General features: G+C 33.8%; 5 protein-coding genes and 1 riboswitch. Of the genes, 1 reads left to right on the forward strand and 4 read right to left on the reverse strand.

What is annotated here, in order from left to right:
- Positions 1 to 180, forward strand: a 180-nt coding sequence (locus ACY2V1_RS10865; RefSeq protein WP_461834821.1) for an HD-GYP domain-containing protein, incomplete at its 5' end; no start/stop codon positions are given.
- Positions 181 to 223: 43 nt separating this feature from the next.
- Here the strand turns inward: ACY2V1_RS10865 and ade are convergent.
- From ade to lexA, 4 genes are all read right to left on the reverse strand, one after another.
- Entirely contained in the window at positions 224 to 1,930 is a 1,707-nt protein-coding gene (gene ade / locus ACY2V1_RS10870) for an adenine deaminase (RefSeq protein ID WP_461834822.1), read from the reverse strand.
- A gap of 101 nt (positions 1,931 to 2,031) precedes the next feature.
- On the reverse strand, positions 2,032 to 2,436 hold the full coding sequence (locus tag ACY2V1_RS10875; RefSeq protein WP_461834823.1) for an OB-fold nucleic acid binding domain-containing protein: 405 nt from the start codon (positions 2,434 to 2,436) through the stop codon (positions 2,032 to 2,034).
- Between the two features lie 41 nt (positions 2,437 to 2,477).
- Positions 2,478 to 5,009: a DNA polymerase III subunit alpha gene (gene dnaE / locus ACY2V1_RS10880; RefSeq protein WP_461834824.1), complete on the reverse strand. Its 2,532-nt coding sequence runs from the start codon at positions 5,007 to 5,009 to the stop codon at positions 2,478 to 2,480.
- Complete coding sequence (gene lexA / locus ACY2V1_RS10885; RefSeq protein ID WP_461834825.1) at positions 5,006 to 5,623, reverse strand: transcriptional repressor LexA; 618 nt, start codon at positions 5,621 to 5,623, stop codon at positions 5,006 to 5,008. Before lexA ends, dnaE begins: the two co-directional genes overlap by 4 nt.
- 266 nt (positions 5,624 to 5,889) lie before the next feature.
- A riboswitch (cobalamin riboswitch) is annotated at positions 5,890 to 6,204 on the forward strand.
- Positions 6,205 to 6,459 lie beyond the last annotated feature (255 nt).

Raw genomic sequence — 6,459 nt, forward strand, 5'->3', positions numbered from 1 at the left:
GATGTATTTGACGCACTCACCAGTAAGCGTCCTTATAAAGAAGCCTGGGATATTGAAAAGGCGGTGAATTTAATTTTAGAAGAAAAGGGAAAACACTTTGACCCAATATTAGTTGATGCCTTTGAAAAAGTATTACCATCAATTATTAAAATCAAAGAACAATATTCTGATCCAGGATAAACCTCCCCATGTATTAAGGAGACTATAAAATCCAGTTTATCTATTACTCAAAGAGGGAAATAAAACTAAACTTATCTACGTCAACAAGCCCCATATCTGTTAATTTTAGGTGAGGTATAACAGGAAGTGCCAGAAAGGATAGATACATAAAGGGATTTGTAATAGTGTCTCCAAGTTGTTTAGCTGCAAAATTTATTTGCTCTTCAAGTTGCATTACCTCTTCTGCTGGTCTATCACTTATAAGTCCAGCTAAAGGAAGGGGCAAATGACCTAGCACGTTTTTGTCTTTCACCACAACCATTCCGCCCCCTGTTTTTGAGATAAGCTCTACTGCAAACAATATATCATCGTCATTTGACCCTGCACATATTATATTATGGGAATCATGGGCAATAGTAGATGCAATAGCTCCTTTTTTTATGCCAAATCCCTTTACAAATCCTATTCCTATATTGCCTGAATCTTTATGCCTCTCTATTACAACTAATTTTAAAACATCATTATTTACATTGGGAACATAACAATTATCTTGTTTAATTATTACATCCTCTATTGGCAATATTAGATGCTCTGTTATTATTTCATCTTTTTTTATTCCTATAACATGCACTTTTTTGCCTTTCACATCCTTTATTTTTATTGAATTTTCATCTATTTTTGCGTTAATACTATTTTTCATTGGGATATTTATTTTTTCCCATTTTAACTTAGAAGCGGAAGTTCCATTGATATATACATATTCAACATCTAGCTCAAAAAGATCATTTATTATTACAAAATTTGCTTTATATCCAGGAGATATTATGCCTATATCATTTAAATTATAATAATGTGCAGGATTTATAGTGGCCATTTGAATTGCCCATATGGGATCTGCTCCATGTTTTATAGCCTCTTTAATATTATAATCCATATGTCCTTTTTGTATTAGTTCTTTAGGATGTCTATCATCTGTAACTAAACAAAAGTTTCTAACATTTTTTTGATTTACAACTGGTATTATAGCAGGAAGATTTTTCTCTGTAGATCCATTTCTTGCAAATATATACATTCCCCTTGTTAGTTTTTCTTCTACTTCTGGTTTTGTTGTACATTCATGGTCACTTTTCGGACCTGCAAGTATATATGCATTTAACTCTTTTCCACTAAGCATAGGACAATGTCCGTCAATGATTTTTCCTCTGGATATGGCCAGTTTTTCCCAGATATCTTTATCCTGAAAGATAACTCCAGGGAAATTCATAACTTCAGCCAGTCCTAAGATTTTATCAGGATATTTTTTGTATAGATATTCTATGTGTTCACTTTTAATAGCTGCACCAGATGTCTCCATATTGGTTGCTGGAACACAAGAAGGGGCCATAAAATAGAACTCTACATGAAGGTTTTCACTCATTTTTATAAATAATTCTATTCCCTTTATTCCCATAACATTTGCTATTTCATGTGGATCACAGATAACTGCCTGGGTTCCATGTTTTATTGCAACTCTGGCAAATTCTAATGGAGTGAGCATAGTAGATTCTATATGGATATGGGCATCAATAAATGCAGGAGATATATATTTCCCTTTTATATCTACTTCATTTTTACCAGTGTAATCTCCTATACCAACAATATAGCCATTATATATCCCAAGGTCTTGTTCAACTATATCACCATTAAATACGTCTATTATTTTCCCATTTTTTATGACCAAATCACAGGGAATATCTCCCAGGGCAGCCTTTAATAACATTGATTTTTTCATAAATTACCCCTTTAATTAATTTAACAACTATGCAAAATATTTATTATTTAAGGTAGTTTGAAACTGCATATATCATGATCCTGTAATATTTTCAAATAAATTTATTTTTTGATCCTTACAGGGGAGATTGCTATAACCTTTACAAGAGAACCTGGTGTTTTTCTAGTAGTCCCCTTTAAAAACACTATATCTTTGTTTAAAACATCTCTGGCACATTCTGGGGCATTTTCTGGTATTATCACAACATCTATTAATCCCTTTTCATCTTCTAATGTGACAAACATAACCCGAGTGCTAGTGCGTGTAGGTGGAGTGTGCACTAAAATCACCTTACCAGCTATTTGCACTATGTTGTTGTTTTTCATCTTTGAAAGTGTATTAGAATCAATAAATCCCTTGTTTTTTAACAGAGGACGTATCTTTTCAAGGGGATGGAACCTACAGGGAATTTTTAAGGCTATTTGTTCTCTAATACACCAATTTTTTATAAAGTTATTATAATTCATATCTTAGATGTTACTTGTTTAAAAATTTTAATTAATATGTATCAAATTGCCCCGGCTATCTTCAACATATTTATTACCCTATGGGAAAGTTTGCATCTGGAATCGAGATCAAACTCATTTTTAAATAACCCATTTTTTTCTCTTTCTTTAATAATGGTTTTAGCTGTTTTTTCACCTAAAAATTTTACTGTTGTTAGAGGATATATGATCCCATTTTTATATGGAGAAAAGTTAAGGTCGCTGTAATTTACATGGGGAGGGTAGAGGGAAATACCTTTTGTCTTTGCTTCATTTAAAATAACTGATGGTGGATATGAGCCAACACATCCTGCATTTAAAAGTCCCAGATAAAATTCTAAAGGATAGTGTGTCTTTAAATAGCCACTTATATAAGTAATATGCGCAAAAGAGGCTGCATGTGCCTTGCAAAAACCATAAGCAGCAAAGCAGGATACCATATCAAATACATTTTCTGCAACAGACTCATCATGTCCTAATTTAATTGCACCATTGATGAACTTTTCTTTTAATGATTCCATTTCTTCTTTACTCCTGTCCTTTGTCATGGCCCTTCTAAATGCATCTGCCTCGCTATAACTCATCCCTGCAAAAGAGTGGGCAATCTCTAATACCTGTTCCTGGAATACTATTACACCATTTGTGTCTTTTAATATGGGAATAAGTTCCTTGCATGGATAGAAAATAGGCTGTTTTCCATCTCTTCTATCCAGGAAATCAGACATCATATTGCCTTTTACAGGACCGGGCCTAAAAAGGGAGATCTCTACTACAATATCAAAAAAATTTTTTGGTTTAAGTCTCCTTACAAGTTCCCTTTGACCTGGAGATTCCAGTTGAAAAACTCCTATTGTATCCCCTTTTTGAAGGGTTTTATAAGTAGCCTCGTCATCTAAAGGAATTTCCTCTATGGATATATCTTTTTTTAAAAAATAGAGAGACTTTGCTATTGCCGTGTGCATCCTAAGTCCAAGTATATCCAGTTTAAATAGCCCCCACTTTTCTACATCCTCTTTATCTAGTTCAGCTACTGGATACCCTTTGTTGGAGAGGTGAATTGAAATAATATTTTCTAGTGGCTCCTCTAAAATAATAACTCCACCTAGATGGGTGGAGCTAGCATAGGGTAGGAAAGTTGCCTTTTTTACCATCTCAAGGAGCTTGTGTTCTTTTAAAATAGGATGATTTTTTAATTCAGGATATTTTTTTAGGGCAGAATCTATATCTATCCTTCTCATGGCACTAGGAAGAGAGGCACATAATCTTTTGATCTCATTATAGGGATAATCCAGAGCCCTTCCTATCATCCTAACAGCCCCGCGTACCCTAAAGGTCAAAACAGTGGAAAGAAGGCCACATCTGTCCCTGTATTTATCAAAAATAAACTCAAAAACCTCATCTCGCCTCTCAGAATCAAAATCCATATCCACATCTGGAAAATCCTGCCTTCCCTCATTTAAAAACCTTTCAAATAACAAATTGTTTTCAACAGGATCCACTCCTCCAAATAAAAGATAAACCACTAAAGAGCTTGCAGCAGACCCTCTAATTGAACACCTGATGTTCCTTTTTTGGGAAAACTCATAAATATCTCTTGCAATCAAAAAAAAATCTGATAATTTGTGTCTTTTTATCACTTCAAGTTCTTTTACAATCCTTTCTAAATATTCAATTGATACTGGAGAGTTTTTTCTGGCAAGTATTTTAAAGCAAATGGAAGAGAGTCTTTTATAACTTTTATTGGGAGATGAAAAAATTTTAGGAGGACCTATTTTATTTAAGGGTAGTTCAAATTCTTTACACATCTTGGCTATTTTATAGCTATTATAAAGGGCATTTTTGTTATTTGCAAAAAGTTTTTCCATATATGCATTTGATGTTAAAAAGAAGTTGTCTCCAGGCAGAGGAGATATATCTTTTTTGTGGTGATACTTTTTCAATATATTACAAAAGATTTTGTGTAAATCACTATCCTGTTTTTTCAAATAGGCAACTTCATGGGTCACAACTGTATCTATATTAAATTTTCTTGAAATATCTAGCTGTATATCCACAACTTTTTTATCATCTGATAATTTATGATTTTGTATGGCAATATATAAATTTTGTCTAAATAATTCTTTTAGATTTTTTAAATTATATATTGCATAATCTATTTGTCTCTTTTGTATATAGATCCTTTCTAAAGAAAATCTGCCGCCAGTAATGCATATAAGTCCATTTGTTAAATTATATATATCTTTTAAAATAATTTGTTTTTTTATATTTTTTTGAGTAATTATTCTGCATAAGTTTTTATATCCATCTATATTTTTCACTAAAAAAACAATCCTGCCTGCATCTTTTATATCTATTTGTGCTCCTATTATTGGATCTATGCCATATTTTTTTGCGCACACATAAAATCTTGTAATACCAAGTAGGGTGTTGTTATCTGTTAGTGCTATGTATGGAAATTTTAGCTGGTATGCGTAATTTATAAGTTCTTCTGGCAAAAATGTCCCCCACAAAAAAGAAAAGCTACTGGTCATGTGAAGGTGTACAAACTCTGTCATGGGATGTATTTTCTAATAAGACCTACCATTGTTCCAATTACCCTTATCTTGGAGCGTGCAACATCTTCTGCTGTAAAAAACCTTTCCTCATAATTGGGATTTGCAGGAACTAGAGAAAATCCACCGTTCTTTTTGTATAAATACTTTAAAGTAACCTCAGGTTCTATTTCATCTAACAGTGCAGCCACTATTTTACCATCTGGGGCAAATGTCTCTGGCCGTATAATTGCGATGTCCCCTTCACATATTCCCGCCTCTATCATGGAGTCTCCAACCACCCTTAGGCCATATAATTTCTCACCCCCAAAATATCTTGGATCCAGAGGGACAATTTCTTCTATGTCTTCATAGGGTAGAATGGGATCTCCAGCAGGGATATTGCCAATTATTGGGATGCCAAAAAAATGAGATTTGAGGAGTTTAATAGACCTCTTTGTTCCTTTTGGGATTTGTAAATATCCCTTTGCCTCAAGCCTTTTTAGTATATCATACACTGCCCCAGTTGACTTTACACCTATCCCTTCTCCAATTTCTCTAATGGTAGGTGCCATTCCATGTTCTGACATAAATTTTTCAATAAATTCTAATAGTTGTTTTTGTCTCTCTGTAATCATCTCTATCCCTCCCCAAACTTAATTTCTATAAATGAGAACAAATTTTCTATATAAGGTCAAGAAAAAATATTTATTTATATATTTATCCTCTTTTCTTATATTCCGTCACATTTCTCAAAATATTTATTTGTTTTAAGGGGAAATTCGACCTGGGAGGAAGGAGTCTTTTTTTATCTGAGAAAATCCCCTTTCACGCTGAACTGTTTAAGGTTTTTAAAAATATGGTTGACAACATTAGATTCTAAAGATAAGTTCCCATAAAAAATTTAAACAAAATATCTCTAGGTTCCCTGTATTCAGGGTGAAACGGGAAGCCGGTGAAAATCCGGCACTGGCCCGCAGCCGTGAGAGGGGACGAAAGCTGGAATTATTGCCACTCTTGGCACCTTTTCACCACGACTCCAAAAATTAAGGAGCTCGGTTAAAGGTGGCAAGGGGAAGGCTCCAGCTCGCCCTGATGATATTCCAAATAAGAAAATTATATTAATCAGGGCGAGTCCTGTTGAATTCCTTAAGGTTATTCAACAGGATAAGTAGGATGATCCTCAAGTCGGAAGACCGGCCTAGAGATAAAAAAGGACGAAGCTTCGAGGCTAACTGCTTCGTTCTCGGAAAGGGTGATTTGCCTCTACCCTAAGCCCATTTCACGAGAACCCGCCTGAAGCTTCCTCCTTGGTATGCAAAAATAAATTGCATAAGGAGGAATAAAATGACTCATCAACTCTATCCTTTAATTTAATACCAGTTATTGTTTAAAGAAGTTTTTTATTTAATAGCTCTATCTATAATTGTGATTCTGGTGTAATTAGTTGTTTTTGTTTTCCAGAACAATTTAA

The organism is Desulfothermus sp. (assembly GCF_053993635.1).